This window comes from Serratia sp. J2, from assembly GCF_046269175.1.
Classification (GTDB): domain Bacteria; phylum Pseudomonadota; class Gammaproteobacteria; order Enterobacterales; family Enterobacteriaceae; genus Chania; species Chania fonticola_C.
In genome coordinates this window covers 108,794-133,949 of sequence record NZ_JBKABN010000008.1, presented here as the reverse complement: position 1 = coordinate 133,949, position 25,156 = coordinate 108,794, and the positions used below count along the sequence as shown (strand labels likewise).

Annotated in this window: 23 protein-coding genes; 13 read left to right on the top strand and 10 right to left on the bottom strand. The window is 55.0% G+C overall.

The features are described from left to right. Nucleotides 1-54 precede the first annotated feature (54 nt). From feoA to ACKWMY_RS10880, 3 genes are all read left to right on the top strand, one after another. A complete protein-coding gene (feoA, locus tag ACKWMY_RS10890; RefSeq protein WP_024527584.1) occupies nt 55-279 on the top strand; it encodes a ferrous iron transporter A in 225 nt (74 codons plus the stop codon). Between the two features lie 75 nt (nt 280-354). Continuing rightward, nucleotides 355-2,667, top strand: coding sequence for a Fe(2+) transporter permease subunit FeoB (gene feoB / locus ACKWMY_RS10885; protein ID WP_024527585.1), 2,313 nt, complete (start codon nt 355-357; stop codon nt 2,665-2,667). Beyond that, the gene (locus ACKWMY_RS10880) at nt 2,667-2,906 is read left to right on the top strand and encodes a FeoC-like transcriptional regulator (RefSeq protein WP_024527586.1); all 240 of its coding nucleotides are present in this window, start codon (nt 2,667-2,669) and stop codon (nt 2,904-2,906) included. The genes feoB and ACKWMY_RS10880 overlap by 1 nt, the downstream gene beginning before the upstream one ends. Before the next feature lie 41 nt (nt 2,907-2,947). Here ACKWMY_RS10880 and ACKWMY_RS10875 read toward each other — a convergent pair whose 3' ends face one another. Both ACKWMY_RS10875 and bioH read right to left on the bottom strand, forming a co-directional pair. Then, nucleotides 2,948-3,232 (bottom strand): YdgH/BhsA/McbA-like domain containing protein, encoded by a 285-nt coding sequence (locus tag ACKWMY_RS10875; RefSeq protein WP_024527587.1) that lies wholly within the window; start codon nt 3,230-3,232, stop codon nt 2,948-2,950. Between the two features lie 299 nt (nt 3,233-3,531). Continuing rightward, nucleotides 3,532-4,302 (bottom strand): pimeloyl-ACP methyl ester esterase BioH, encoded by a 771-nt coding sequence (gene bioH, locus ACKWMY_RS10870; protein WP_409486285.1) that lies wholly within the window; start codon nt 4,300-4,302, stop codon nt 3,532-3,534. A gap of 87 nt (nt 4,303-4,389) precedes the next feature. Here bioH and gntX point away from each other — a divergent pair, with 87 nt between their 5' ends. Beyond that, nucleotides 4,390-5,073, top strand: coding sequence for a DNA utilization protein GntX (gntX, locus tag ACKWMY_RS10865; protein ID WP_074030273.1), 684 nt, complete (start codon nt 4,390-4,392; stop codon nt 5,071-5,073). 58 nt (nt 5,074-5,131) lie between these two features. Continuing rightward, the gene (nfuA, locus tag ACKWMY_RS10860; protein ID WP_065684007.1) at nt 5,132-5,707 is read left to right on the top strand and encodes a Fe-S biogenesis protein NfuA; all 576 of its coding nucleotides are present in this window, start codon (nt 5,132-5,134) and stop codon (nt 5,705-5,707) included. A 74-nt stretch (nt 5,708-5,781) separates the two neighbouring features. Here nfuA and malQ read toward each other — a convergent pair whose 3' ends face one another. Further along, nucleotides 5,782-7,863: a 4-alpha-glucanotransferase gene (gene malQ / locus ACKWMY_RS10855; RefSeq protein WP_074030271.1), complete on the bottom strand. Its 2,082-nt coding sequence runs from the start codon at nt 7,861-7,863 to the stop codon at nt 5,782-5,784. Between the two features lie 9 nt (nt 7,864-7,872). Beyond that, on the bottom strand, nt 7,873-10,278 hold the full coding sequence (malP, locus tag ACKWMY_RS10850) for a maltodextrin phosphorylase (RefSeq protein ID WP_074030270.1): 2,406 nt from the start codon (nt 10,276-10,278) through the stop codon (nt 7,873-7,875). A 593-nt stretch (nt 10,279-10,871) separates the two neighbouring features. Between malP and malT the strand changes: the two genes are divergently transcribed. Then, nucleotides 10,872-13,586, top strand: a complete 2,715-nt coding sequence (malT, locus tag ACKWMY_RS10845) for an HTH-type transcriptional regulator MalT (RefSeq protein ID WP_024527593.1) — start codon at nt 10,872-10,874, stop codon at nt 13,584-13,586. A gap of 897 nt (nt 13,587-14,483) precedes the next feature. Here malT and ACKWMY_RS10840 read toward each other — a convergent pair. The 4 genes from ACKWMY_RS10840 to ulaA are packed head-to-tail and all read right to left on the bottom strand — an operon-like array spanning nt 14,484 to nt 17,356. Continuing rightward, entirely contained in the window at nt 14,484-15,140 is a 657-nt protein-coding gene (locus ACKWMY_RS10840) for a 3-keto-L-gulonate-6-phosphate decarboxylase UlaD (protein ID WP_029710879.1), read from the bottom strand. A 14-nt stretch (nt 15,141-15,154) separates the two neighbouring features. Continuing rightward, nucleotides 15,155-15,628, bottom strand: a complete 474-nt coding sequence (gene ulaC, locus ACKWMY_RS10835; protein WP_074030268.1) for a PTS ascorbate transporter subunit IIA — start codon at nt 15,626-15,628, stop codon at nt 15,155-15,157. A gap of 10 nt (nt 15,629-15,638) precedes the next feature. After that, nucleotides 15,639-15,944 carry a PTS ascorbate transporter subunit IIB gene (ulaB, locus tag ACKWMY_RS10830; protein WP_024527596.1) on the bottom strand — a complete coding sequence of 102 codons (306 nt, stop codon included), beginning with the start codon at nt 15,942-15,944 and terminating at the stop codon, nt 15,639-15,641. Between the two features lie 14 nt (nt 15,945-15,958). Beyond that, nucleotides 15,959-17,356 carry a PTS ascorbate transporter subunit IIC gene (gene ulaA / locus ACKWMY_RS10825; RefSeq protein WP_409486313.1) on the bottom strand — a complete coding sequence of 466 codons (1,398 nt, stop codon included), beginning with the start codon at nt 17,354-17,356 and terminating at the stop codon, nt 15,959-15,961. A gap of 410 nt (nt 17,357-17,766) precedes the next feature. Between ulaA and ulaG the strand changes: the two genes are divergently transcribed. The 6 genes from ulaG (at nt 17,767) to ACKWMY_RS10795 (ending at nt 23,188) form a co-directional block, all read left to right on the top strand. Then, the gene (ulaG, locus tag ACKWMY_RS10820) at nt 17,767-18,831 is read left to right on the top strand and encodes an L-ascorbate 6-phosphate lactonase (RefSeq protein ID WP_409486284.1); all 1,065 of its coding nucleotides are present in this window, start codon (nt 17,767-17,769) and stop codon (nt 18,829-18,831) included. 143 nt (nt 18,832-18,974) lie between these two features. Next, entirely contained in the window at nt 18,975-19,730 is a 756-nt protein-coding gene (gene ulaR / locus ACKWMY_RS10815; protein WP_024527599.1) for an HTH-type transcriptional regulator UlaR, read from the top strand. A 240-nt stretch (nt 19,731-19,970) separates the two neighbouring features. Beyond that, nucleotides 19,971-20,960 carry an autotransporter outer membrane beta-barrel domain-containing protein gene (locus ACKWMY_RS10810; RefSeq protein WP_161629477.1) on the top strand — a complete coding sequence of 330 codons (990 nt, stop codon included), beginning with the start codon at nt 19,971-19,973 and terminating at the stop codon, nt 20,958-20,960. Nucleotides 20,961-21,074: 114 nt separating this feature from the next. After that, on the top strand, nt 21,075-21,401 hold the full coding sequence (glpE, locus tag ACKWMY_RS10805) for a thiosulfate sulfurtransferase GlpE (RefSeq protein ID WP_024527601.1): 327 nt from the start codon (nt 21,075-21,077) through the stop codon (nt 21,399-21,401). A 158-nt stretch (nt 21,402-21,559) separates the two neighbouring features. Beyond that, nucleotides 21,560-22,396, top strand: a complete 837-nt coding sequence (gene glpG / locus ACKWMY_RS10800; protein ID WP_024527602.1) for a rhomboid family intramembrane serine protease GlpG — start codon at nt 21,560-21,562, stop codon at nt 22,394-22,396. A gap of 33 nt (nt 22,397-22,429) precedes the next feature. Next, nucleotides 22,430-23,188: a DeoR/GlpR family transcriptional regulator gene (locus ACKWMY_RS10795; protein WP_021181740.1), complete on the top strand. Its 759-nt coding sequence runs from the start codon at nt 22,430-22,432 to the stop codon at nt 23,186-23,188. Nucleotides 23,189-23,241: 53 nt separating this feature from the next. Here the strand turns inward: ACKWMY_RS10795 and ACKWMY_RS10790 are convergent, their stop codons facing one another. Then, nucleotides 23,242-23,628 carry a tautomerase family protein gene (locus tag ACKWMY_RS10790; RefSeq protein ID WP_074030263.1) on the bottom strand — a complete coding sequence of 129 codons (387 nt, stop codon included), beginning with the start codon at nt 23,626-23,628 and terminating at the stop codon, nt 23,242-23,244. Next, a complete protein-coding gene (locus ACKWMY_RS10785; RefSeq protein ID WP_024527604.1) occupies nt 23,628-23,936 on the bottom strand; it encodes a carboxymuconolactone decarboxylase family protein in 309 nt (102 codons plus the stop codon). The genes ACKWMY_RS10790 and ACKWMY_RS10785 overlap by 1 nt, the downstream gene beginning before the upstream one ends. 88 nt (nt 23,937-24,024) lie before the next feature. Here ACKWMY_RS10785 and ACKWMY_RS10780 point away from each other — a divergent pair, with 88 nt between their 5' ends. Further along, the gene (locus ACKWMY_RS10780) at nt 24,025-24,921 is read left to right on the top strand and encodes a LysR substrate-binding domain-containing protein (RefSeq protein ID WP_308871888.1); all 897 of its coding nucleotides are present in this window, start codon (nt 24,025-24,027) and stop codon (nt 24,919-24,921) included. Nucleotides 24,922-25,156 lie beyond the last annotated feature (235 nt).

The following is a 25,156-nucleotide window of genomic DNA, read 5'->3' as shown; positions in this document are numbered from 1 at the left end:
AATGTTCTGAAGGTGGCATTCCCGTAGGAATTCCCAACTCATTGAGAAGGCGATATGCAGCTGCTTCCTAAACATACCTATAAAATCACCGGCTTCTCCAACGAGATCAGCCCGGCCTACCGCCAAAAATTACTGTCGCTTGGCATGCTGCCCGGCTCGCAGTTTGACGTGGTACGCGTGGCACCGTTTGGCGATCCAATAGAAATAAAGACTCGCCGCGTTAGCCTGGTACTGCGGAAAAAAGATTTAGACCTGATCCTGCTAGATAGCCAAGCGTAACGCGCTGTCCCCGCCTCAGGCAGTTGCCGTGTGCAAACACGGCCGATACTTAATTCACTGATATCACGTTGGTTTATGAAAAAAATCACTATTGGCTTAATCGGTAACCCGAACTCGGGCAAGACGACGCTGTTCAACCAGCTCACCGGAGCACGCCAGCGGGTCGGTAACTGGGCTGGGGTGACGGTTGAACGTAAAGAGGGCCAGTTTACGACGCCGCAGTCGCAGGTCACGCTGGTGGATTTACCAGGCACCTACTCGCTCACCACCATCTCCGAACAAACCTCGCTGGATGAGCAGATCGCCTGTCACTACATCCTGGGCGGCGATGCGGATATGCTGATCAACGTGGTCGATGCCTCCAACCTGGAGCGCAACCTCTACCTGACGCTGCAACTGCTGGAGCTGGGTATTCCGTGCATCGTGGCGTTGAACATGCAGGATATTGCCAAAAGCCAGAATATTGAGATCGATGTCGTCGCCTTGGCCGAGCGCCTTGGCTGCCCGGTGGTATCCATGGTTTCTACCAAGGCCGACGGCATTGGGCTGCTGAAACAGACCATCGACAATCACCGTTTCAACCAGTTAAAAGCGCTGGTGACCTATCCGCCGTTGCTGCTGGACGAAATCGCTACGCTGACAGAGGCCATGCCTCAACAGTTGCCCACCGAACAGCGGCGCTGGTTGGCCCTGCAAATGCTGGAGGGCGACATCTATAGCCATCAGTTAGCCGGGAAAGCCACCGAGCTGCTGGCACATTCCAGGTTAGCGTTGCAACAACAGCAGCAGGAAGATCCCGCGCTGGTAATTGCTGATGCCCGCTACCAGTCGATCGCCACTATCTGCGATGCGGCCAGTAACTCCAAGCTGGCGTTGCCAAACCGCCTGACGGAAGTGCTGGATCGGGTGATCCTCAACCGCTGGCTGGGGGTGCCCATCTTCCTGCTGGTGATGTACATCATGTTCGTATTGGCGATCAACATCGGCGGCGCACTGCAACCGATCTTCGATCTCGGTTCGGCGGCCATCTTTATTCAGGGCATCCAGTGGGTCGGTTATACCCTGCATTTCCCGCAGTGGCTGACCGTTTTTCTGGCGCAGGGCGTGGGCGGCGGTATCAATACCGTGCTGCCGCTGGTTCCCCAGATCGGCATGATGTATCTGTTTCTGTCATTCCTGGAAGACTCCGGCTATATGGCACGAGCGGCTTTTGTGATGGACCGCCTGATGCAGGCGCTCGGCTTGCCGGGTAAATCCTTTGTGCCGCTGATCGTCGGCTTTGGCTGTAATGTGCCGTCCATTATGGGCGCACGCACCTTGGATGCCCCACGCGAACGCCTGATCACCATCATGATGGCCCCTTTTATGTCCTGCGGCGCACGTTTGGCAATTTTTGCCGTATTCGCCGCGGCCTTCTTCGGCAAGGATGGCGCGGGCGTGGTGTTCTCACTGTATATGCTAGGCATCGTGGTGGCTATCCTCACCGGCCTGGTGCTGAAATACACCATTATGCGCGGCGAAGCATCGCCGTTCGTGATGGAGCTGCCGGTTTATCACGTGCCACATCTGAAAAGCCTGCTACTGCAAACCTGGCAGCGCCTGAAAGGCTTCGTGCTGCGCGCCGGGAAAGTGATCGTCATTGCCAGCATCTTTATTGGCGGCTTGAACAGCTTCTCGTTCAGCGGCCAGCCGGTAGACAGCATCAATGATTCAGCGCTGGCCTCAGTCTCCAAGGTGCTGACTCCGCTGTTGCAACCCATGGGCGTACACAGTGATAACTGGCAGGCGACCGTCGGGCTGGTGACAGGGGCGATGGCCAAAGAAGTGGTGGTCGGGACGCTCAACACGCTGTACACCGCAGAGAACATCACCAATGAGCACTTTGATGCCGCCAACTTCAATCTGCTTGATGAACTCGGTGCCGCCGTCAATGAAACCTGGCAGGGTCTGAAGCACACCTTCAGCCTGAGCGTACTCTCCAACCCTATCGAAGCCAGCAAGGGCGATGGTGAGATGGGCGTGGGCTCAATGGGCGTCATGAGTAGCAAATTTGGCACCTCAATCTCTGCCTACAGCTATCTGATTTTCGTGTTGCTGTACGTTCCCTGCGTCTCAGTGATGGGAGCCATTGCACGTGAATCCAGCCGGGGTTGGATGACCTTCTCCATCCTGTGGGGGCTGAACGTGGCCTATTCGCTGGCAACGCTGTTCTATCAGGCAGCGACCTTCAGCCAACATCCACAATACAGCGCGACGGCGATCCTGATCGTGCTACTGTTCAATGCCCTGGTGCTCTTGGGCTTGCGCAAGGCACGTAGCCGCGTAACGATCCGTTTGCGTAGCGCCACCTCGGCGTCCTGTTGTCAAAGTTCGGGTGACTGCCACTGATGGCCAGCCTGCTGCAAATCCGTGATGCGCTTGCCCTACGGGGCAGCGCTCAGGCGCAACAGCTGAGTCAGCAACTGGCAACGCCCTTGCCATTGGTTGAGGCAATGCTGCAACGTTTGACCGCAATGGGGAAAGTTGAACGTATTGAACTCGATAGCAGCGAATGCCTGAGTGGCGGCTGCAAAAGTTGTCCGGAAGGGTTGGCTTGTCAAACGGTGATTTATCGTTTGAAGGAGTGAATACAGGGGCGCGATAGTTACCTGCGCCCCTCGTTTGAGGATTATTTCTTGTCTTTATACACTTCAGCTACTGCGCTGAACTTACCGTGTTCGCGAGCCGCCAGCACGACATAGTATTGGCCCCCTTTCTCATCGGCCAGCTTGGACAGCTCTTCTTTCAAGTCCATTGGGTCTGTCGCCTGAGCGGTCGACGTCACAGTACCAATTTTCTCGTACTTGCTCGGATCCTTAGCCAGGTCTTCCTTGGTCAGCAAAGTTGCAGCCATCGAACCGAAAGACACTGAACCTACAATCAACGCCGCAACGATCATCTTCAATGATTTCATGATAATACCTCTCAATGGATAAACTAGTTTTTATGAAAGCGACTAACAAGAAATGCGTCATCGAGCTTGGCTACTGCGACGTCTAACAGCTTCGTTGCTTTCCCTGACGAAGCTCTCTCTGCCCAGAAACAAATCGCCAAGGTGAAAATTGATAAGCCCATATTCACCTTGTAGCCACGCATTTACCCCTTCAAGTATCGAACAGGTTTAGTTTTTATCCACTTATTGGTTAATAATTTACCGCCGCTTTGTGCTTTTATAATCTGTAATCAATGAGATATCGCCGCCAGACCGCGCCATTACTCGGTTACAACAAATTGATTAATAATGTTAGCGAATGCTTCTGGGTGAGAGATAAACGGCGCATGGGACGCTTTGGCGATCACCTCCGAGGTGGAATTCGGCCACAATTCGTCCAGCAGGCTAGCCACTTTGCGTGGCACCAGCCCGTCAAGGTAGCCATAAATACGCAGTACCGGCATCGTCAGTGCCGCCATTGATTGGCGTTGATCCACGGTACGTAGCATCTCCAGGCCCCCGTTAAGCACCTCAACGCCCGGCATCGGCTGGTTGAGCACCACGGTTTTCAACTGGCGCGCATCTTGGCGAGCGCTTTCCGTGCCCAACGTTTGCAACGCCAGGAAGCGCTCCACGGTGCGCTGGAAATCATGGCTGAGCTGCTGCTGAAAGCCACTGAGCACCTCTGGACGGATCCCAGGCCACGGATCGTGTGCCGTAAAGCAAGGCGAAGAAGCCACGGTGATCAGTCCGGTTACCCGCTCAGGCTGCATAAGGGCAATTTGCCCGGCTACCAGCCCGCCAAGTGACCACCCCAGCCAATAAGCCTGCTTGGGCGCGGCGGCCAGCAGTATCTCCGCCATCTCCGTTAACGAGACGGCCCCATAGCCCTGGCTGCGGCCATAGCCAGGCAAGTCCACCAGGTGTAGGCGAAAATACGGAGCCAATCGCTCCAACGTGCAACCCCAGACTTCGGCATTCAGTCCCCATCCGTGCAGCAACACAAGATCGCGATCGCCTTCACCCAAGGTTTGCCAATACAGCTCTGTCATCAGTTATTGTCCTTGCTCATCGCCTTTCAAGCGGTTGCGTTTTACACAACTCGAAATTCATTGAGTATTAAAAAGGGGGAGGTGACTATGCTACCAATCCACAGCCGCTGTTGGCTATGCCGGCAACCATTACAGCTGATGCAACAGGGCATCTGCAGCTACTGCCTGCGTACGTTGCCCACCAAACCTTGTTGCTGCCCAGTTTGCGGCTTGCCCAGTGGCGATCCCCATCAGCCTTGCGGGCGATGTCTGCAAAAGGCGCCCCCTTGGCAAGCCTTGGTCTTTGTTTCGGATTATCGCCCGCCCATCAGCACCCTGGTGAAAAATTTCAAATTCCAGCAGACACCCGCACTGGCTCCCACTCTGGCTCGTTTGATCCTGCTGCATTGGCTGCAAGCGCACCGAGAGCAACATCTGAACAGACCGGAGGTGATTTTAGCGGTACCCTTGCAGGATAAACGCTGTTGGCGGCGTGGCTATAACCAAAGCGATCTGCTAGCCCAGCCACTAGCCCGCTGGTTGGGCTGCGAATATCGCCCTGCAGCATTGCGCCGCATCAGGGCAACCGCGCCACAACAGCAATTGATAGCGCGCCTGCGGCGGCGTAATCTGCGTGGTGCTTTCCGTTGTGATGATAACCTGGCAGGGATGCATGTGGCACTGCTGGATGATGTGGTTACTACTGGCAGCACCATGGCAGAAATCGCTACACTATTACAGAAGCAAGGCGTCGCATCGTTGCAGATTTGGTGCGTTTGCCGCACGTTGTAGTACCACGGCAATGGGCGTATTATAACCTACTATAGAAGTCAACTATTGAGCTAATGCTATGATCCGTATAACAGATGCTGCACAGGAACACTTTGCCAAGCTGTTGGCAAGCCAAGAAGAAGGCACCCAAATCCGCGTATTCGTGATCAATCCGGGTACGCCGACGGCCGAATGCGGTGTCTCTTATTGCCCGCCAGACGCGGTGGAAGCGACAGATACCGAACTCAAGTTCGAGAAGCTGTCCGCTTACGTCGATGAGCTGAGCGCGCCTTATCTGGACGACGCCGAAATCGACTTCGTCACCGATCAGCTCGGCTCACAGCTGACGCTGAAAGCGCCGAACGCTAAAATGCGCAAAGTGGACGACGATGCGCCACTGATGGAGCGCGTAGAATACGTGCTGCAATCGCAGATCAACCCGCAGCTGGCTGGCCACGGTGGCCGCGTGACGCTGATGGAAATCACCGACGACGCGCTGGCCATCTTGCAGTTCGGCGGCGGTTGCAACGGTTGTTCAATGGTCGACGTCACTCTGAAAGAAGGGATCGAGAAAGAGCTGCTGCAAAAGTTCCCGGAACTGAAAGGCGTGCGCGATCTCACCGAGCACCAGCGCGGCGAACACTCCTACTACTGATAAATATCAGGGCGCAATTCCGTTCTGCGCCCTGCCTATCGCCATCGGGGTCGGTTAATCCGCCCCCGATGCATTTAGCCTACCGAAACCTTTCTGCGTCGCTTATCCAAATCCTTCAATAAACGGTTGACCTCAACATCGTCAAACATCGCTTCCAGGGTATGGCTCAGCTTACGCCGCCAGTTCGGGTACTGATCGCTGGTGCCTGGAATATTCACCGGTTCCGCCATATCCAACCAGTCTTCCGGTTGCAGACCCAGTAACGCGCTGGCACTGTCTGCCACATAGCGTTGCAGACCCCGGTTCAGCAACGGACTCATGCTCAACAATGACGCTTTCTTGCCGACCTTTTGCGGTACGCAGCCGTAGCGATGCAGCCCGTCCAGTAGCCCCTGTTTGGCCCGTTCACGATCGGCAAACAGCTCCTTGAGCACTTCCGCATCCGGGTATAACCCCAGTCGCTTGCCGAGCGTCAGGTCTCCGCTTTGCCAATAGCCACGCAGCGTTGGCAGATCGTGGGTGGTAATAGTCGCCATTGCCTGCACCGGATAAGACTGCGGCGCACGGAACTGCTTCTCCGCATCGTGCTCGAAGTACAGTACCTTGTAGGAATAGACGCCGCTATCACGCAGTTTGCCGACGATCTCCACCGGCACGGTCCCTAAATCCTCCCCAATCACCATGCAACGATGGCGCTGACTCTCCAAGGCCAACAGCGCCAGCAGATCGTCAACCGGGTATTTCACATAGGCGCCGTGATCGGCCGTTTCACCATAAGGGATCCACCATAAACGCAGCATCGCCATCACGTGATCGATACGCAAGGCGCCACAGCTGGTCATGTTGGCGCGTAGCAAATCGATAAACGGCTGATAACCCCGCGCGACCATCACATGTGGATCCATCGGCGGCAGGCCCCAGTTTTGCCCCAGCGGACCAAGAATATCCGGCGGAGCACCCACCGAGGCTTGCATGCAATACAGCTCGCGTTCACACCAGGTTTCCGCCCCACCCTCTGCCACCCCGACCGCCAGATCGCGGTACAGGCCAATCGGCATCTGGCACTGCTGGCTTTGGCCGAAGCACTCGGCAAACTGGCTGGCCGCCAACCATTGCAGCCACAGGTAGAAGGTAACCTCATCCTCATACTGCTTACAGAAGGTTTCCACTGCCGGGCTGTTGCCCTGCCGATACTCCTCCGGCCAGGCTGGCCATCCCCACATAGTGCTGTCTTTGGCACTGAGATGGGCATGTAACGCGTCAAACGTTGCCTGTTGATACAGGCTACTGCCCCCTTCACCGACAAAGCGTTCAAATTCCTGCTTCAGCGCATCCTGCGGCTTACGGGCTTGGAAGTGCGGGAAAGCCAGCTTCAACGCCGCCAGCTTCAACTGCGTTACCGTGCTGTAGTCCACCAGCTCACTACTACGCGCTTTGGCCAACAGCTTCTGCGTCGCAGCCTTCTGCCACCATTTTTGCGCGGCCTGGCTGAGCTGGAAATCCTCCACCACGTTGACGTCGATATACACCACGTTCAACCAGCGGCGAGAAGACGGGCTATAAGGGCTGGCGCTTTCCGGGCTGGCCGGATAGAGCGCGTGGATCGGGTTGAGCCCAATAAAGGCGCCACCGCGTTCAGCCACCTCACCGACCATTGCCCGTAAATCGCCAAAGTCGCCAATACCCCAGTTACGCTCGGAACGCAGCGTGTAGAGCTGTACGCAGGCTCCCCACAGCTTCTTGCCGGTCAACAATGCATCCGGCTCGTAGCAACGCTTGGGGGCGACAATCAGCCGACAGGCCCATTGCTGCTCCCCCTGTGACACAGTGAGCTGGTGATAACCCAGCGGTAACTTGCCCGGCAGGGTTAGGGTTTTATGCGCACTGGCGCGGCCCTCTTGCTGGCTACCGTCCTCACGCAACAATACCCACTGAAACTCGCCCTCCCCCCCCAGCGGCAGCGCCACCGGGTTGCCATGATAAAAGACTTTAACCAACGGCAAGGGAGCCGTTGACGGCTGCAACGACGCGGGGTTCATCGCCGCCAACAGCTTGCGTTTGGTTTCCGGCGAAATTGCCTGTCGTTGGCCATGGGCATTGATGTAATCGGCAGCTATCCCAGCCTGGGCTGCTACCTGATCGATACCTTTACTCATTCGCACTCCTTAACGCTTGGCTTGCCAAATGCGTTGCTGATAGTCACGGATCGAACGATCCGAGCTGAACATGCCTACGCGCGCGGTGTTAAGGATAGTGCGGCGCGTCCATTCGTCGCGGTCACGGTACAGTTTGTCGACCTGCCGTTGAGCTTCGCAGTAGGAAGCAAAGTCCGCCAGCACCAGATACGGATCGCCGCCTTCCAACAGGCTGTGCAGCATCATATCGAAAGCGTGCTTGTCACCATGACTGAATGCGCCGCTGGCCAGTTCGTCCAGGATTGCTTTCAGGTGCTTGTCTTTCTTGCGATAGCTCAGCGGATCATAACCCTTGGCCAACAGCGCTTTAACCTGCTCCACGGTGTTACCGAAAATAAAGATGTTGTCCTCGCCGACCTGCTCGGCGATCTCGACGTTAGCTCCGTCCAGCGTGCCCACGGTCAGTGCGCCGTTCAGCGCCAGCTTCATATTCCCGGTACCCGACGCTTCTTTACCGGCGGTGGAGATCTGCTCGGAAATGTCCGCCGCCGGGATCATCAGTTCAGCGACAGAAACGCGGTAATCAGGAATGAAGGCCACTTTCAGGCGATCTTTGACGATCGGATCGTTATTGATCTTCTCTGCGGCCTGGTTGATCGCATAGATGATGTTCTTCGCCAGGTAGTAACCTGGCGCAGCTTTGGCACCAAACAGGAATACGCGTGGCACGATGTCCAGATCCGGGTTATCCCGCAACTGGCGATACAGCGAAAGAATGTGCAGCAGGTTCAGATGCTGGCGCTTGTACTCGTGCAGGCGTTTGATCTGCACGTCGAAGATCGCATCTGGATTGAGCGTCAATCCCATTACGCTGTGCACGTAGTTGGCCAGGATCACCTTGTTATCACGCTTGATCTGCTGATACTTCTCGCGGAAAGCGGCATCTTCGGCGTATTTTTCCAACCCCTTCAGCGCATCAAGATCGTTGGCCCACTCCACTTTCAGGGTGGTATCGATCAGGCCTGACAATGCCGGGTTACACTGCTTGAGCCAGCGGCGCGGCGTAATGCCGTTGGTGACGTTGTGGAATTTGTTCGGCCACAGCTGGTGATATTCCGGGAACAGATCTTTGACTACCAGATCCGAGTGCAACTGAGCCACACCGTTCACCGCAAAACCGCTGACCACGCACAGGTTGGCCATGCGCACCTGCTTGTTGTGGTGCACTGCCAGCTTGGCCCACACCGCCTCATCGCCCGGCCAGTGTTGGTCTACCAACCGCTTAAAGTTGGCGTTGATCTGCTTGATGATAGAGAAGTGGCGCGGCAGCAGGCTGCGTACCAGTTTCTCATCCCAGCACTCCAAGGCTTCCGGCATCAGGGTGTGGTTGGTATAGGCAAAGGTCTTGCTGGTGATCGCCCAGGCTGCATCCCAATCCAGTTGATGCTCATCGAGCAGAATACGCAGCAGCTCTGGAATGGCGATGGTTGGGTGGGTGTCGTTGAGTTGGATCACTTCGTACTTCGGCAATTCTTCAATCTTGCGCCCGGCCAGATGGTGTTTACGCAGAATATCGGCCACCGAGCAGGCACATTGGAAATACTGCTGCATCAGGCGCAGGCGTTTGCCAGCCTGATGGTTGTCATTCGGATAGAGCACCTTGGTCAGTTTGGCGGCTTCTACGCCCTGCTTTTCCGCCTGCAGGAATTTGCCGTCGTTGAAATCCCCCAGATCGAATGGATGAGTATGCGTTGCCTGCCACAGACGCAGCGGCTGGGTGACCCCGTTACGGAAGCCCAACACCGGCAGATCCCAAGCTTCCCCACGCAGGGTAAACTGCGGGTGCCACAGCTCGCGGCCATCGGCCAGTTTCTCTATCTTGCCACCAATCCCGACATCCACCGCCAACGCAGCATTATGGCGGAACCACGGGTAGCTCTCGCGCTGCCAGTTATCCGGTGCCTCTTGCTGATGGCCCTCTTTGAACGACTGACGGAACAGCCCGTATTGATAGTTCAGCCCATAGCCGGTAGCCGGTTGCTCCACCGTGGCCATCGAGTCCAGGAAGCAAGCGGCTAAACGCCCCAGCCCACCGTTACCCAAAGCCGGATCGGTTTCCTGCTCCAACAAATCTGCCAACTTGACGTCTTGCTCTGCCAACGCCGCCTTAACGGTGTCATACCAGCCGAGGTTGATCAGGTTGTTGGCAGTCAGGCGGCCAATCAGGAATTCCATCGAGATGTAGTTTACATGGCGCAACGACTTGCTGCTTTTACGCGGCGCAGGCTGCGCGGCCAGCTGTTCGGCGAGAGCGGCACTTACGGCCTCCCACCATTGATGCTGAGTCATCTGCTGTGCGGAGCTGAGGCCAAAACGCTGCCACTGACGAGTCAGTGCAGCCAGAAAAACGTCCTTTTTGAGCATAGGCTGTGACATAGGTAAAACTCTCTATCCGGTGTACCCGTCGTCTTTCAAGCGGCAACTTGAGTTCCATTGGGTAGTAAATGGGCCAATTTTTTCACTATCGTGCCGGGGAGAACCCGCAATGGCATCATCCCGCCTGGGGATTAGCTGGGGAGGAGGATTGGGGCGTAGCTGAAACTGTGATCTCAGGCACTTTTTAAGCCCCCTTGCGTGCGGTAAGAAAGCCCATCGATATCACCGGTGAGCATAAAATCGACGGCAAACCTCAGGACGTTAGCACAGTTATGATAGCTGATGAAGTTTTGTACTTGTCCACTAACAACCGAAAAACAGGGTAATTTCTGAGAGTAATCAGGCGCGATGTAAAGCGCAGTTAGAGCGGAACCGGGGGCAAACATAAAAAAGTGTGATCAATAGCAATTTAACTTCAAGCCAAAGCGCAAGCTTGTTGCATTACCGTTGACGATGTTCGAAGTTAAAGAGGGGGATTAATTACGAGCTACAAAATAATTAACTCAACCCGGTCCCGAGACAGGAACACGGTAAAATAAATTCCTTCGGGCAGTCCTTCGGCGGCGGGAACCGCACTTTACACCTGGAATATTATGCTGATCCCATCAAAACTGAGCCGTCCGGTACGGCTGCAAAATACCGTGGTACGCGATCGTCTGCTGGCGAAGCTGGCCGGTGCGGCGAACTATCGCCTGACATTGGTCAATTGCCCGGCAGGCTACGGTAAGACCACGCTGGTGGCACAATGGGCTGCGGGCAAATCGGATCTGGGATGGTACTCCCTGGACGAGAGCGACAACCAGCCGGAGCGCTTCGCCAGCTATCTGATCGCTGCGCTGCAACAGGCCACCGCTGGCCACTGCGTGAAAAGCGAGGCATTAAGCCAAAAACACCAATACGCTAATCTTTCGGCGCTGTTTGCTCAGCTGTTTATCGAGCTGTCTGACTGGCACCTGCCGCTGTACCTGGTGATCGACGATTACCACCTGATCACCAATGACCAGATCCATGAGGCGATGCGCTTCTTCCTACGCCACCAGCCCGAAAATCTGACGCTGCTGATCCTTTCCCGCACCCTGCCTCCCCTGGGGATTGCCAATCTTCGCGTACGCGACCAGCTGTTAGAGCTGAGCACGCGCCAGTTGGCTTTTAATCACCAGGAGGCGAAACAGTTCTTTGACTGCCGCCTTACCTCCCCACTGGAGCACAATGACAGCAGCCGTCTGTGTGACGAAGTGGAAGGCTGGGCAACCGCCTTGCAGCTGATCGCACTCTCCGCCCGTCAGTCCACCTCTTCCGCTCAGCAATCTGCCAAACGTCTGGCCGGGCTGAACGCCAGCCACCTGTCCGATTATCTGGTGGATGAGGTGCTGGATCGCGTCGATGCCGATGCCCGCGCATTTCTGTTACGTTGCTCGGTGCTGCGTTCGATGAACGACGCGTTGATCGTTCGCCTGACCGGGGAAGACAACGGCCAGCAGCGCCTGGAAGAGCTTGAACGCCAAGGCCTGTTTATTCACCGCATGGACGATACCGGCGAATGGTTCTGTTTCCATCCGCTATTTGCCTCGTTCCTGCGCCAGCGTTGCCAGTGGGAATTGGCGCTGGAACTGCCAGGCCTGCACCATGCGGCAGCGGAAGGTTGGTTGGCGCTCGGTTACCCGGCGGAAGCCATTCACCATGCGTTGGCGGCCAGCGATGTCAGCATGCTGCGCGATATCCTGTTGCAACATGCCTGGTCGTTGTTCCATCACAGCGAACTGGCCTTGCTGGAAGAGTGTCTGAATGCTCTGCCGTACGAACGGCTGATCCAGAACCCGAAACTGGCCCTGCTGCAAGCCTGGCTGGCACAAAGCCAGCACCGTTACAGCGAAGTGAACACCCAGTTGGAACGCGCCGAACAGGCCATGCTCCAGCAAAAGATCGTCATTGACCAGACTCTGCATGCTGAATTTGACGCGCTGCGTGCTCAGGTGGCGATCAACGCCGGTAAACCGGAAGAGGCCGAACGCCTGGCCACCGAGGCGCTGAAATTCCTGCCGCTATCCAGCTATTACAGCCGCATCGTGGCCACCTCCGTCACCGGTGAGGTTCACCACTGCAAAGGAGAGCTGGCACGGGCTCTGCCCATGATGCAGCAGACCGAACAGATGGCTCGTCGCCATCAGGCTTACCACTATGCGCTGTGGGCACTGTTACAGCAGAGCGAAATTCTGATCGCGCAAGGGTTCCTGCAAGCCGCCTATGAAACGCAGGATAAGGCCTTCGAACTGGTGCGTGAACAGCATCTGGAGCAGTTACCGATGCACGAATTCCTGCTGCGCATCCGCTCACAGGTGCTCTGGTCATGGTCACGGTTGGACGAAGCCGAAGAAGCCGCACGTGAAGGGCTGAAGGTGTTGGCTAACTACCAGCCGCAGCAGCAGTTGCAATGCCTGGCGATGTTGGCGAAATGCTCGCTGGCGCGTGGCGATCTGGATAATGCCAATGCTCATCTGCTGCGCAGCGAAGTCCTGCTGCATGGCTCACAGTATCACCGGGACTGGCTGACCAATGCCGATAAACCAAGGGTGATCCACTGGCAGATGACCGGTGATACCACCGCAGCGGCCAATTGGCTGCGCCATACCGAAAAACCGGGGATGGCCAACAACCACTTTATGCAGGGGCAATGGCGTAATATCGCCCGCGTGCAGATCCTGCTTGGGCAGTACGAAGAAGCTGAAGTGGTGTTAGACGAGCTGAACGAAAATGCCCGCCGCCTGCGGTTGGTGAGCGATCTCAATCGTAACCTACTGCTCAGCAACCAACTCTACTGGCAGATGGACCGCAAAGCGGATGCCCAGCGCGCGCTGATAGAATCACTTTCGCTGGCCAACCGTACCGGGTTTATCAGCCACTTTGTGATCGAGGGAGAGGCCATGGCGCAGCAACTGCGTCAACTGATCCAGCTCAACACGCTGCCGGAAATGGAACAGCATCGCGCCCAGCGCATTCTGCGCGATATCAACCAGCACCACCGGCACAAGTTCGCCCATTTTGACGAGAACTTCGTCGATAAGCTGCTAACTCACCCACAAGTGCCAGAATTGATCCGCACCAGCCCGCTGACACAGCGTGAATGGCAGGTGCTGGGCCTGATTTACTCCGGTTACAGCAACGATCAGATCGCCGGGGAACTGGCCGTGGCGGCCACCACCATCAAAACCCATATCCGTAATCTGTACCAGAAACTGGGGGTCGCACATCGGCAGGAAGCGGTGCAGCAGGCGCAGCAGTTGCTGAAAATGATGGGTTATGGTGCGTAGTTTTAGAGCAGATCAATAGGTTAAGCCAAGTGTAGCGCCCCTCACCCTAACCCTCTCCCACAGGGAGAGGGGACCGAACGCGCCACATTTTAACAACTGCGCTCAACCATAAATTCGCAAGGCGTCGTACTTGCCACAAATTGACTACTTTACCCTGCCTATTCCATGCAACAGAATGACTCTTGTACCTAAACGCAGCTCCGTACCAGCTCCCTCTCCCTATGGAAGAGGGGGACCGAACGCGCCACATCTTAACAACTGCGCTCAACCATAAATTCGCAAGGCGTCGTACTTGCCACAAATTGACTACTTTACCCTGCCTATACCATGCAACAGAATGACTCTTGTACCTAAACGCAGCTCCGTACCAGCTCCCTCTCCCTATGGAAGAGGGGACCGAACGCGCCACATTTTAACAACTGCGCTCAACCATAAATTCGCAAGGCGTCGTACTTGCCACAAATTGACTACTTTATCCTGCCTATTCCATGCAACAGAATGACTCTTGTACCTAAACGCAGCTCCGTACCAGCTCCCTCTCCTTGTGGGAGAGGGGACCGAACGCGCCACATTTTAACAACTGCGCTCAACCATAAATTCGCAAGGCGTCGTACTTGCCACAAATTGACTACTTTATCCTGCCTATACCATGCAACAGAATGACTCTTGTACCTAAACGCAGCTCCGTACCAGCTCCCTCTCCCTATGGAAGAGGGGGACCGAACGCGCCACATTTTAACAACTGCGTGCAGCCATAAATTCGCAAGGCGTCGTACTTGCCACAAATTGACTACTTTACCCTGCCTATACCATGCAACAGAATGACTCTTGTACCTAAACGCAGCTCCGTACCAGCTCCCTCTCCCTGTGGGAGAGGGTTGGGGTGAGGGGCAAGCATCATCCCCACAGTTGGGCGATAGTACGTTTGAACTCGCGGGCAGCGGCCACGGGATCCGCGGCATCGCGAATGCTGCGGCCAGCAATAAACACGTGAATAGGAATGCCCTTGAACAGCGGCAGATCTTCCAAGGCCAAACCGCCGGTCACGGTCACCTTGAAGCCCATGCTGGTAAGACGTTTGATAGCGGTGATATCCGCATCGCTCCATGCCACTCCGGCGGCCTGCGCATCGCGGCTGCGATGGTAAACCACTTGCTGGATCCCTGCGTCACGCCACTCCTGTGCCTGCTCCCAGGTCCAGAAACCGGTCAACTCGATCTGCACATCACCGTTAAACTCTTTGGCTACCGCCAGCGCCCCTTTGGTGGTGTTGATATCAGCGCAGCAGATCACCGTGACCCAGTCCGCATTAGCCTCAAAGCACATGCGCGAGAGGATTTTACCAGCGTCGGCGATTTTGGCATCCGCCAGCACGATTCGGTCTGGGTAAAGCGCTTTCAGATCGCGCACCGCACGTACCCCTTCGGCCACGCACAGAATGGTGCCAACCTCAATAATATCAACCTCATTGGCGATCAGACGCGTGGTGCGATAAGCGTCATCCATTGACTGGTTATCCAGCGCAACCTGCAACATTGGTAAAGTATTTGCCATCTTGCTTGCTCTCCTTAGTGGGCTGCCGCAGCGGCAGAAGTCAGGTTTATCAGATCCAGTACCTGCTGTGGTGTACGGCAGGCTCGCAAGCGATCGAAGTTGGCCTCATCTTCGAACAGGTTAACCACCTGCAGGATGCCGACCTCCTGATGCGTTTTGGCATCCACCGCCGCCATGGTGATCAGGATATCGATCGGGTCGTTGTCCTCATCGCCAAAACGAACCGGCGTTTTCAGCGTGACCAGCGCAAAACCGGTTTTTAACACTCCCTCCTCCGGCCTGCCGTGGGGCATTGCCAGCCCCGGGGCCAAGACAAAGTACGGGCCAAACTGCTTAACACCGGCCAGAATGGCATTGAAATAGCGAGGTTCTACCACACCGGCCTCCACCAACAGATCGACGCCGATTTTCACCGCCTGCTGCCAGTCTTGTGCCTCGGCCTGCAACAAAATCGACTTGTTGTGCGCCAGCGAATCACTCAGCTTCATTGCCGTTGCCTCACTTGATGTCTTTGGGAAAATGAGTGCCGATCACGTCCATCAGCTTGGGGCCGAAATCGGCGGCAGACAGCATATTGCGCACCCCCACCACATACTTGTTGCCACTGACGATGATTTCGTCAGCCACGTGGGTGGAGGCAATAATGATGTCGGCGCCGCTCAGTTCGGATTTGTATTCCCCCACCGCGCAGCTGTTGACCGTGTGGTCTACGCCTTGTTGGGTGAGGAACTGGTCGACTTTCATTTTCATGATCATGGAACTACCCTGCCCACAACCGCATACCGCCAGAATTCGTACCGTCATGTTGTGCTCTCCAGTTAGTTTGAAGCCGATTCAGTAAGTTGTTTTTCCGCATCCTCTTCCGCGCGCAACGTGCGCCCGGCGAAGAACATGTACAACAGCGCGATAACTACCACCACGCCCATAAACCACAGGCCGAAGCTCAGGCCCTGCATCAGCGGCGGTGCCAGGATTGACCAGTCCGCCATCCCCATCCAGGCGCTTAGCCCGGTCAGTTTGATGGCCCATACGCAGCCAAAGATTTCGATCATCCCCATCACCAGGCAAATCTTCATCGCCGCACGCCAGCCGCCAAAATGGTTGGCAAACACGCCGATGGTGGCGTTGGAGAAAAACATCGGGATAAAACCAGGGATGATCATGATGGAGGAACCAAGCGCCAGCAGTACGCCCACCGCGATCAGTTGCCCTACGGTACCCCACATAAAGCCCCACACCACCGCATTGGGCGCAAAGCTGTAAATGGCGGCGCAATCGATGGCTAGCACCGCCCCAGGGATCAGGCGTTGGGAGATGCCGTTGAAGGCTTCGGTCAGTTCGGCAACGAACATCCGCACGCCCTGCACGATGATGAAGATAGCGACGGCAAACATCAGGCCGGTTTGCAGGATGTAGATCGTCCAATGGGTTTTACCCGCCATCTGCTGCAGAGTATTGAGCCCGAAGGAACAGAGAATGATGCCAAAGAACACCGTCATCACGATGGCGGTGGAAACGATATTGTCATGGAAGATATTCAGCCAGCCGGGCAGCTTGAGGTCTTCCACGCTGTCCTCTTTTTTACCGAGGTAAGGCGCCACCTTATAGGCTACCCAGGAGGCAAACTGCTGTTGGTGGCCAATGGAAAAACAGCTGTTTTCCGTCACCGATTGGGTGGGCTTGAACATCATGTTGGAGGTGATCCCCCAATACAGCGAGGCGATCAGGGCGCTACACAGTATGGTGGTCCACATGTCGTAACCGGAGATGTAGAAGAACACCGCGATCAGCCCCACCTGCTGAAACATGATATGGCCCGTCAGCATGATGGTGCGGATGCCGGTGATGCGCCGCAGCAAGACATAGACAATATTCAGCGCCAGTGCCAGCAACACCGCATAACCCACCCAGCTATAGGCATCCCCCATCCGTTCAATGGTCGCCATCATCGAGGCGTAGGTGTCTGAGATGGCACCGTTGATGCCATAAACCTCGGAAAGCTTGGCCACCACCGGTTTGAAGGTACCGGTCAGGATGCCGGAACCGGCCTGCAACAGCATAAAGCCGATGATGGTTTTGATGGTGCCTTTGATGATCACCGCCGCGCTTTTGCGCAATAGCAGATAGCCCAGCAGCGTGACCAGCCCCAGTAACAACGGAGCATTGGTCATTACCTGATTAAAAAACACGGTGAAGATGGTGTAGAGGGTTTCCATACGGCTCTCCATGTAGCGTTTATGCGCCGTAGGGAACGCCGCTGGTCGCCAGGCCAACGCGTCACTATAACGCAGGGATAGGCTAACCATAGCAATCACAGCGAATCACCAAAAGATCATAAATGATTATTTGTGAACAACCTCGCAAGTTATAGGGTAAAAATTTGTACATTCAATGAGCTGGGTTGACGTAAATTCCATTACCCATTGAATTAAATACAAGTTAATGAATGACCTGTTGTGCATAAAGCCGAATCACCGAGGTAAAACGCCAGATTTAAACCGGCTAAACAGCGGTTGTCAGGATAAATAAACGGTGCTAGATTCAGCAAAACAAATCAAATTGAATCACAATATGATAATTTGTGATTCAATTTGATGTAAAATGCCCTGATGATGAGGAACGAATCATGAGTAAAGTCACTACCATCACCCGCGAGTCCTGGATCCTGAATACCTTTCCGGAATGGGGCTCCTGGCTAAATGAAGAAATTGAGCAAGAGCAGGTTGCCCCCGGCACCTTCGCCATGTGGTGGCTGGGATGCACTGGTATCTGGTTGAAATCAGAGGAAAATGCTAATCTTTGCGTCGATTTCTGGTGTGGTACCGGCAAGCAGAGCCACGCTAATCCGCTGATGAAAACCGGCCACCAGATGCAACGCATGGCCGGGGTGAAGAAGCTGCAGCCCAATCTGCGCACCACGCCGTTCGTCCTCGATCCCTTTGCCATCAGGCAGATTGATGCCGTACTGGCCACTCACGATCATAACGACCATATCGACGTCAACGTCGCCGCCGCGGTGATGCAAAACTGTGCCGCCAACGTGCCCTTTATCGGGCCGCAGAGCTGCGTGGATATCTGGCTTGGCTGGGGCGTACCGGCGGAGCGCTGCATCGTAGTGAAGCCTGGCGATGTCATCAAAATCAAAGACGTGGAGATCTGCGCGTTGGATGCCTTCGATCGTACGGCGCTGATCACCTTGCCGGTGGAGCAAAAAGCGGCGGGCATGCTGCCAGATGGCATGGATCAGCGGGCGGTCAACTACCTGTTCAAGACTCCTGGGGGCAATCTTTACCACAGTGGGGACTCCCACTACTCCAACTATTACGCCAAGCACGGCAACGATCACCAGATCGACGTGGCGCTTGGCTCCTATGGCGAAAACCCACGCGGCATAACCGATAAAATGACCAGCGCCGACATTCTGCGCATGGCGGAATCGCTGAACGCCAAGGTAGTGATCCCGTTCCATCATGATATCTGGTCGAACTTTCAGGCCGATCCGCAGGAAATCCGCGTACTGTGGGAAATGAAAAAGGACCGGCTGAAATATGGCTTTAAGCCGTTTATCTGGCAGGTGGGGGGCAAATTCACCTGGCCGCTGGACAAAGACAACATTGAATACCACTATCCACGCGGCTTTGATGATTGCTTTACCCTTGAACCGGATTTGCCATTTAAATCCTTCCTGTAACGGTCAAGCGTGAGAACGTGACGCCGCTGCAGCTTTATGCGCACTTCTGCACACGGATGATTCAAATCATCAGCAGGTGCGCATATAATCACGGCATATCCCCTGAAGACGGGGGAACGTTCTCATTTCCAGACGGAGCCCGAATGACCGAATCCCAGCGCCATAATGCCATTCTCGATCTCTTACAGCGTAAGGGGCAAATTTCCGTGGCCGATGTGATTAGCGCCTTCGAGATCTCACCGGCAACCGCGCGCCGCGACATCAATAAACTCAATGAGACCGGTAAGCTGCGTAAGGTGCGTAACGGTGCCGAAGCCACCAGCACCCCTCGCCCCACCTGGACACCGCTCAATATCCATCAAACTCAGCATCTGGATGAGAAGATGCGTATCGCCAAAGCGGCCGCTCAGCTTTGCCAGGCAGGTGAGAGTGTAGTCATCAACTGCGGTTCCACCGCCTTTCTGCTGGGGCGTGAGATGTGCGGTAAAGAGGTGCAGGTGATCACCAACTACCTGCCGCTGGCCAACTACCTGATCGAACGTGAGCACGAAAGCGTGGTGATCATGGGTGGTCAGTACAATAAAAGTCAGTCGATCACCCTGGCTCCCCAGGACGGCGATGCCACCCTGTATGCCGGGCACTGGATGTTCACCAGCGGGATCGGCCTCACCAGCGACGGGCTATATAAAACCGACATGCTCACCGCCATGGCAGAGCAGAAGATGCTCAACTACGTCGGTAAGCTGGTGGTGTTGGTGGACAGCAGTAAGGTCGGCCAACGGGCCGGTATGCTGTTCAGCCGCACCGAGCAGATCGATATCGTGATTACCGGGCGCGATGCCGATCCGGCGATAGTCGAGCAACTGCGCCTGCAAGGGGTGGATGTCCAGTTGGTTTAACCTTTAGGCCGCTGCCTTGCTATCTATTTTTGTCATCCTGGGTGATTTCCCAGGATGAACATTCATTCTCCTTTTATTAGGCAACCTAAAGTTTAGGTAATATATAGAGCCCGATACATCCACCAAATAAATAGGTCGAGCGATATCACTCACGATCACTCTAAAGCCCGCCTGTTTTCTCATGACATTATCGTTTCATCTGGGTACTATTGCGGCAAATTTCCATAGGGAGTTGGGATTGTGGCAATAAACAGGAAAACACTTATTGTGGTCGGGATTTATCTCACCACCTCTCCGGCCATAGCGAGCACGGATACCCTCATCGATTATAGTTCTCGGCCCGATGCCGGGGTTTATCTGGGTAATCAGGTTGCCGCATCAACGTTATTTTCTCATACCCTACACCAAAGAAAGACCGCGCCAGGAGACAGTCAATTCTGGATGCGCGCTTCGGGTTATCACAGCAAGGATCTGAGCGCGGGCGATAATGGTTTGCCCGTCGATATGGATCGTCAGGTCTTTATGCTTGGCGGGGATTTGCTGGCCTTGGATAACAACAAAGAAGAGTGGACGGCAGGCCTGATGACCGGCTACGGCCACGCCAAGAGCAGTGCTAACAGCGCCACACTCTCATCCGAAGGTAAAGTCGACGGCTATTCTATCGGCGCTTACAGCACCTGGTATCAGGATAAGAAAAAGCATTCTGGGGCGTATGTGGATTCCTGGCTGCAATATGCCTGGTTTAACAACAGCGTGACCTATGCGCAGGGCAAACAGAATTATGACAGCACCGGCTTTAGCGCTTCGCTGGAAACTGGCTATGCCCTACAGCCTTTTTCGGCACTCGAGTTGATTATCGAGCCACAGCTGCAGATTATTTATAACCGCTTCGATGCCGATAATTATCAGGATCCGGCAGGCGTCTATATTCATCAGGCCGATGCGCCAAACTTTACTTCACGCGTCGGTATTCGCTGGTACAGCGATCAAGACGATTATACTACCGCCTATCTCGCCACCAACTGGTGGCATAATAGTGGCAAAAGCGCGGTCAACTTTAATGATACGCGGGTAGAGACCAACGCTCTGGATGATCTTTTTGAGGTCAAGTTAGGCCTGCATTCGCCTAGCACTTACAACATGCAGCTGTGGTTCGAAGGCGGGATCACCATGGGAGCCAACAGCTACCAGGATTACGGTGGCACCTTGGGTGTGAGCTATCGCTGGTAACAACGCTACGGCTGCAAGGCGGCGGGGATAAAGTCCCTGCTGTTGCTCTGGTCTAATACCTGCAAAAGTTGGATACAATAAAGACATTATCCCATTACCCGGTATTTTGCAGTTATGGAACAGTTTGAAACGATCGACGTTGTGCAAGCACACCAACGCCTGAAAGACGGTAGCACCGCACTGGTTGATATCCGCGATCCACAAAGCTTTGAGGCTGGGCATACGCCAGGCGCTTTTCATCTGACCAATGCCACCCTGTCCGCATTTATGCAGCAGAACGAGTTCGATCGCCCGGTGATGGTCATGTGCTATCACGGCAACAGCAGCCGTAGCGCCGCGCAGTACCTGCTGCATCAGGGGTTTGACGCGGTTTACAGTATCGACGGCGGCTTTGAGGCCTGGGCCCGCCAGTTCCCGCAGGACGTTGAGACCTCCGCCTAACCCCCTTTGGGCCGCCTTTCTGGGCGGCCAATCGCTGAATTCTGCACTGTTTTTGTCAGATCCCTTCCCTGCGCTCAGGATTTCAACGGTATAATCAGCCGCCAATGCCATCGGCGGTTTTGCCCGTGGCCAAAGTCATCTACTTAGACGGAAAATCTATGGTTCGAGTGATCGCCGTATCCAACCCTCGCCTGGCGCAGGCCTTTGTCGATTACATGGCAACGCAAGGGGTTGTACTTGAAGTCCGCGCTACGGGCGATGCAGCCGAAATCTGGCTGGCGGACGAGGCCCATCTGGAGCAGGTGCAACACGAACTGCAACAGTTCCTGCTCGATCCGTTCAACCGCCGCTATCAGGCCGCCAGTTGGCAGGCAGGCAGCACCGATGCCGGTCTACAGTATCAACAGTTTTCTTACCTGCAAATCATCCGCAGCAAAGCAGGGCCGCTGACGCTAACGGTGATGAGCCTGTGCATTCTGGTCTATATCCTGATGCAGGTGCTGGGTGATGATACCGTCATGTTCTGGCTCTCCTGGCCGCAAAACAGCTCGCAATATGGCCAGCTGTGGCGCTGGGTCAGCCATGCGTTTTTGCACTTCTCGCTGCTGCACATTACCTTTAACCTGATGTGGTGGTGGTATCTTGGTGGTCCGCTGGAAAAACTCCTCGGCACCGGCAAGCTGTTTGTGATCGCCGTAGTATCAGCCTTCTTTAGCGGCTGGGCACAGTCGCTGTTCAGCGGTGCGCTGTTCGGCGGGCTTTCCGGGGTAGTTTACGCGCTGATGGGCTACGTCTGGCTGAGCGGTGAACGCGCACCGGAACGCGGTTTGAACCTGCCACGGGGCTTGATGGTCTTTTCCGCGCTCTGGCTGGTGGCCGGTTATTTCGATATTTTAGGAATGTCGATCGCCAATGCGGCACACGTTGCCGGTTTAGTGATAGGGTTATTAATGGCATTCTGGGATACGCGGCATCGCGCGCACAACGAACAATAACAACCAGGCACATCGGTGTATTAGGGGAATATCGTGAAGCAAACACAGCGTCATGACGCAATTATCGAATTAGTGCGCCTACAGGGATATGTCAGTACGGAAGAGCTGGTGGAGCACTTTGCCGTCAGCCCGCAAACCATTCGCCGTGATTTGAATGACCTGGCCGATCAGAACAAAATACAGCGTCATCACGGTGGAGCTGCGTTACCTTCCAGTTCGGTAAACACCGCTTATCACGATCGCAAGGTGATGTGGTCGGAAGAGAAAGCCCGCATCGCCCAGCGCGTAGCCAGCCAGATACCGGACGGCGCCACGCTGTTTATCGATATTGGTACCACGCCGGAAGCGGTAGCCCACGCCTTGATGGGCCATAAAAATCTGCGGGTCGTGACCAACAACCTGAACGTGGCCACCCTGCTCACTGCCAAAGAAGATTTCCGCCTGATCCTGGCCGGTGGTGAGGTACGTACCCGTGATGGCGGCATCATGGGCGAAGCCACGCTGGACTTTATCTCCCAGTTCCGCCTGGATTTCGGCATTCTCGGCATTAGCGGCATCGATATGGATGGCTCGCTGCTCGAATTCGACTATCACGAAGTGCGAACCAAACGCGCGATTATCGAAAACTCCCGCTGCGTGATGTTGGTTACCGACCATTCCAAGTTTGGCCGTAACGCGATGGTGAACCTGGGGAACATGAACCTGATCGACTATCTGTTTACCGATCAGGCTCCGCCACCCAGCGTGATGAAGATTATCGAGCAGTACGACGTACAGCTGGAACTCTGCTGATCGCCCCGCCCCCTCACTAAATGGAGAGGGGGCCTAACGTGCCACGAATTAGCTCATCCCCCAGGGCAATACATGCGACCATTGCTGAAGCTCCAGTCAGCGGCGTTGTTGTACTGAATAATCACCATGACATCATCGGGATGAATATTCAGCCCCCTGTTCAGGCGCTCACTCAGCACATGGTAAAAACTCTGCTTCTGCCCGGCGGTACGCGGCTTTCCTGCGATGATCTGAAACAGGACAAAGTTGTCGCTGCGTTCATTGCTCTGATAATGCCGGTCAAAAATGCGCTGGCTGGCAGGTAGCGTTTCAATGACCTGAAAACGGTCGTCTGGCGGAACGTCAAACTCCTCCGTCAGGCTCTGGTGCAAAATGTCAGAAATTTTCTGAAGTTGTGTCTCACTGTAGCCTTGGCGAAGTGTAATTCGGCTGAAGGGCATCAGATACTCTCCTCATCAATACAGCCGATTGCAGATACTGCGGCCGGCCAGCCTGCATAAAAAGCCAAATGGGTGAACGCTTCAATAATCTCCTGCTGGCTCAGACCATTTTTCCGAGCAAAATCGAGGTGCCACGGTAGCTGTTGCACCCGCCCCAGCGCAGCCAGAGCAGACAATGTTATCAGGCTGCGATCACGCGGGGAGAGTTCACCGCGCTGCCATATATCATCAAAAAGAACCTCCTTGCTCAATTCAGCCAGTTTGGGGGCCAGTCGGGCAAGCATGTCTCGGTCGGTGGATTGGGTCATGGCATTCTCTCCGTATTGACAGTCAACCCATTCTGGCGTGATAGTAAAATCCTGAAAATCGAATTAATCAGGACCAACCATCCTGAATATAAGGATGATAATGCAGAAGCTTTTACCCGCGCTGGATCTGGATGCACTACGCAGCTTTGTTACCGGCATTGAATGTGGCAGCTTTGCGCTGGCGGCAACACGCCTGTCCCGCTCCACTTCTGCCGTCAGCGCCCAGTTAAAAAAGCTGGAAATGCAGTGCAACGCGACATTGGTGATGAAAAAAGGGCGCCATCTGGAACTGACCCCTCAGGGTGAAATGCTGATGGGTTATGCGCGGCGCATGCTTGAGCTAAACGATGAAACACAGCGTGCTCTGAAAGGAGAATTGTTAAAGGGGGAGATCAGCATTGGTATGCAGGAGGATTTTGGTGAATCACTGATGCCTGGGATCCTCGGCCAGTTCAGACGCCATCATCCAGAGCTGAAGATCATCGCCAGGGTTGACCGTCAACGTGCGCTGCAAACCGCATTAGTCGATAAAACGGTCGATATGGCACTCATGTGGCAGCCAGATGCACAGATACGCGAAGGCCGACGGTTAGGCGAACGCCAGCTAGAGTGGATTTACCATCCGGACCTGGATCTCCCTGCTTTGCTGGCAAAGGGTGAGCCGCTACCACTGGTGATGTTTGAAAACCCGTGCCTAATGCGCTCGCGTGCTACTACCAGCCTGGATCATGCAGGGATCCCCTGGCGGGTAATGTTTGTCAGCCACAGCCTGAGCGGTATCTGGGCTGCGGTAAAGGCCGGGTTTGGCCTGACCGTGCGCACGCACCTAGGCATGCCAGGAGATCTGCGCATAGCGGGCAACCTCCTGCCAACACTCGGAAATCTGGGGATCACACTTGAGCAGACCAAGACCGACGGTGAGAATCTCACTGCGCGGGCAATGCTTGGCCAGTTAATGGAGGAGGCGTTGTCAGGATTGAAATAATGCCCATATTTATGTTCGCCCCCCTACCCATCCCAGTCGCTTCGTCACCTAACTCAAAAACTTCCTTATATCCACGCCCGCAATGGGCATGGGTTTGCGGCGGATGCAGCTAAGCGAAACGGCGTCAAATATCCCTTCAATTTGTATACCTACTATCACCAAACTGTTATCTCTATCACGCAAGAATGTTTTTGTTTGGTTAACTCTTGGCTTGCTTGTTGGTTTCCGATTACAA

What these genes read in the sequence shown, in the direction of transcription:
- feoA (WP_024527584.1), top strand. Translation starts at nt 55, where the DNA reads ATGCAGCTGCTTCCTAAACATACCTATAAAATCACCGGCTTCTCCAAC.
- feoB (WP_024527585.1), top strand. Translation starts at nt 355, where the DNA reads ATGAAAAAAATCACTATTGGCTTAATCGGTAACCCGAACTCGGGCAAG.
- ACKWMY_RS10880 (WP_024527586.1), top strand. Translation starts at nt 2,667, where the DNA reads ATGGCCAGCCTGCTGCAAATCCGTGATGCGCTTGCCCTACGGGGCAGC.
- ACKWMY_RS10875 (WP_024527587.1), bottom strand. Translation starts at nt 3,232, where the DNA reads ATGAAATCATTGAAGATGATCGTTGCGGCGTTGATTGTAGGTTCAGTG.
- bioH (WP_409486285.1), bottom strand. Translation starts at nt 4,302, where the DNA reads ATGACAGAGCTGTATTGGCAAACCTTGGGTGAAGGCGATCGCGATCTT.
- gntX (WP_074030273.1), top strand. Translation starts at nt 4,390, where the DNA reads ATGCTACCAATCCACAGCCGCTGTTGGCTATGCCGGCAACCATTACAG.
- nfuA (WP_065684007.1), top strand. Translation starts at nt 5,132, where the DNA reads ATGATCCGTATAACAGATGCTGCACAGGAACACTTTGCCAAGCTGTTG.
- malQ (WP_074030271.1), bottom strand. Translation starts at nt 7,863, where the DNA reads ATGAGTAAAGGTATCGATCAGGTAGCAGCCCAGGCTGGGATAGCTGCC.
- malP (WP_074030270.1), bottom strand. Translation starts at nt 10,278, where the DNA reads ATGTCACAGCCTATGCTCAAAAAGGACGTTTTTCTGGCTGCACTGACT.
- malT (WP_024527593.1), top strand. Translation starts at nt 10,872, where the DNA reads ATGCTGATCCCATCAAAACTGAGCCGTCCGGTACGGCTGCAAAATACC.
- ACKWMY_RS10840 (WP_029710879.1), bottom strand. Translation starts at nt 15,140, where the DNA reads ATGGCAAATACTTTACCAATGTTGCAGGTTGCGCTGGATAACCAGTCA.
- ulaC (WP_074030268.1), bottom strand. Translation starts at nt 15,628, where the DNA reads ATGAAGCTGAGTGATTCGCTGGCGCACAACAAGTCGATTTTGTTGCAG.
- ulaB (WP_024527596.1), bottom strand. Translation starts at nt 15,944, where the DNA reads ATGACGGTACGAATTCTGGCGGTATGCGGTTGTGGGCAGGGTAGTTCC.
- ulaA (WP_409486313.1), bottom strand. Translation starts at nt 17,356, where the DNA reads ATGGAAACCCTCTACACCATCTTCACCGTGTTTTTTAATCAGGTAATG.
- ulaG (WP_409486284.1), top strand. Translation starts at nt 17,767, where the DNA reads ATGAGTAAAGTCACTACCATCACCCGCGAGTCCTGGATCCTGAATACC.
- ulaR (WP_024527599.1), top strand. Translation starts at nt 18,975, where the DNA reads ATGACCGAATCCCAGCGCCATAATGCCATTCTCGATCTCTTACAGCGT.
- glpE (WP_024527601.1), top strand. Translation starts at nt 21,075, where the DNA reads ATGGAACAGTTTGAAACGATCGACGTTGTGCAAGCACACCAACGCCTG.
- glpG (WP_024527602.1), top strand. Translation starts at nt 21,560, where the DNA reads ATGGTTCGAGTGATCGCCGTATCCAACCCTCGCCTGGCGCAGGCCTTT.
- ACKWMY_RS10790 (WP_074030263.1), bottom strand. Translation starts at nt 23,628, where the DNA reads ATGCCCTTCAGCCGAATTACACTTCGCCAAGGCTACAGTGAGACACAA.
- ACKWMY_RS10785 (WP_024527604.1), bottom strand. Translation starts at nt 23,936, where the DNA reads ATGACCCAATCCACCGACCGAGACATGCTTGCCCGACTGGCCCCCAAA.